The sequence below is a fragment of the Thalassospira sp. MCCC 1A01428 genome, assembly GCF_002115825.1.
Lineage (GTDB): Bacteria > Pseudomonadota > Alphaproteobacteria > Rhodospirillales > Thalassospiraceae > Thalassospira.
In genome coordinates this window covers 1-2191 of the sequence record NZ_JFJZ01000115.1, presented here as the reverse complement: position 1 = coordinate 2191, position 2191 = coordinate 1, and the positions used below count along the sequence as shown (strand labels likewise).

The 2191-nt window shown below is 50.2% G+C and carries 2 protein-coding genes; both read left to right on the top strand.

The annotated features are described in order from the left end of the window. Nucleotides 1-517, top strand: a 517-nt coding sequence (locus tag THS27_RS26080) for an autotransporter outer membrane beta-barrel domain-containing protein (RefSeq protein ID WP_168185027.1), incomplete at its 5' end; no start/stop codon positions are given. Nucleotides 518-718: 201 nt separating this feature from the next. Continuing rightward, nucleotides 719-2191: hypothetical protein (locus THS27_RS26075; protein ID WP_210403033.1), on the top strand; the 1473-nt coding region annotated here is incomplete at its 3' end.

Here is a 2191-nt window from a genome sequence, read left to right as displayed (position 1 = left end):
GATCGACTTTTTGGGCAGCACGGCGAGTGCGGATTATGATGGCCAGCAATATTCGGCCAGCAGCCGGGTGGGCTATGACTTTGCCCTGGGCGATAGCACAACCGTAACGCCGTTTGCCGGTCTGCGCTGGATCCATGCGCGGAACGAGGCCTATGACGAAACCGGTGCCGGGTCGGCCAATAATTCGGTCGATAGCCTGAATACCGATAGCGTGAGCCATGAAATCGGGGCGAAGGCGGCGTGGCAGTTTGATACCGGTCTTGGTATGGTGTCGCCGGAAGTTTCAGCGGCCTGGGTGCATGATTATACCAGCAGTGCGATTGATACGACGGGTCGAATTGGCGGCACGGCCTTTTCGGTGCAAAGCGAACGTTTGCCATCTGATGGTGCGCGGATTGGTGTTGCAATCGGGCTTGACACGTTTGCCAGTGGCAGCCTTCGGGTTGAATATGACGGTGAATTGCGGTCAGGCTATCAAAGCCAGACGGGAACCGTACGTGCCGCTTGGGATTTCTAAAAATATATGGTGATCAACAAAACGGCGGTCTTCGGATCGCCGTTTTGTGTTGTGCCAAAGATTGTAAGAATATTCGACGATAATTAGAATTATTTATATTTTTGCCTTTAAAGTCGATGTATAAAAAAATAAACCATTGTATAGGTGGGCGAGCAAGCACGACGTGGCTTTGCCCTCGATTGTTCCTGGGGGGGGGATTTGATGATCAACCAGTTTAAGATTCCTGGTTTGCGTGTGCGGCTATTGATGGGGGTGTCTTTGGCTGCTGTCAGCGCCTTGTCTTTAACTTCAAACTCTGCGCGGGCTGTATCTGAGTGTTCCACGGTGTCGAGCGATACAACGATTTCCGGATCAACGTCTCTTTCGGTGAGCTGTGTAGACTGGAGTGGCGGCAATCTTGAGATTGCAAGTAATCGGATGCTTGGCGGGGACACCGCAGTACTGATTGGCGATAGTACAATAAACGTCGGGACACTTACCAATTATGGCCATTTAAATGCGGACCGCGGTGTTATAAATTACGGTAAGGTTGCAACCATATTGAACGTGGGGACGATGGGGGCCAATGGATATGAAGTCATTTCCAATGGTATTCACGGTTCAATATCACTTATTTCAAATAGTGGTGAAATTATTGGGGATCGATCAACAGCGGCCATCGTTAATCAAGGCACGATCGGAATTTTGTCAAACAGCGGAACAATTTCAGCGACGGATTCAACGTCAATTGACAATAAAGGCTCAATTGGGACAATAACAAACAGTAATAAAATTTCCGACGGAATAAGAAACAACTTTGACAAAAATATTAATGTTATCGAAAACTCCGGTTTCATTTCCAGTATTTTGAATCAGGGTACACTCGGTTCATTGTCAAATAGTGGCACCATAGCGGGCAGCGTCGGACCATATGGGGCAATTACGAATGCCTCGGCGGATGCAATGATCATTGCCAATACGGGGACTATTGGGGGAACCATAGGTTATGACGCATATACCTCGGGGTCGATAACACCGGGGGGGTTTAGCATTTCGGGTGGCGATAGCGACACAAAATACGGTGTACTGACCGGGGTAGGGGCGACCACTGCAAGCAGTGATATAGGCAAGATTGAGAGCCCTTTCGCAGATTTACATTTTACATCGGGCTACTTGCTCCTCAACGATCATATTGATGTTACCGGCCATACCGTTGTTAACAGTGGAGCAACCCTTAAACTGGTAAACGGGCTCAGCATTACCGGCAACTATACTCAAACTGGCGGTGGGCTGGTGGTAAAGGCGGCATCCTCCTCGAACTTCGGGTCACTGACGGTTTCAGGAAATGCGGCGATTAGTAATACGACCCTTGTGATGTCGGGCAACAATCTGGTGGCTGGTGATACCTATACGATTGTCGGCGCTGGCGGGACAGGGAGCTATGCGATTACGAATGCATCGGTTGTCGGCACATCGGGACGCGGGGCGACCACGGCGACCGTGGGCAAAGACCTTGTTGTGACAATCACACAGACATCGGCAGGCTATCAGTCCACCGGTGCGCCAAGCGGTAGCGTCGGCGCATCTTTTGGTGCGACCCTTGACCAGATCAATAATAGTTCCTCGCCGCAAGCGATTGCCTTCCAGAACAACGTTTTGGCAGCAATCAATAGCTTGCCATCAAACCAGCAAGGA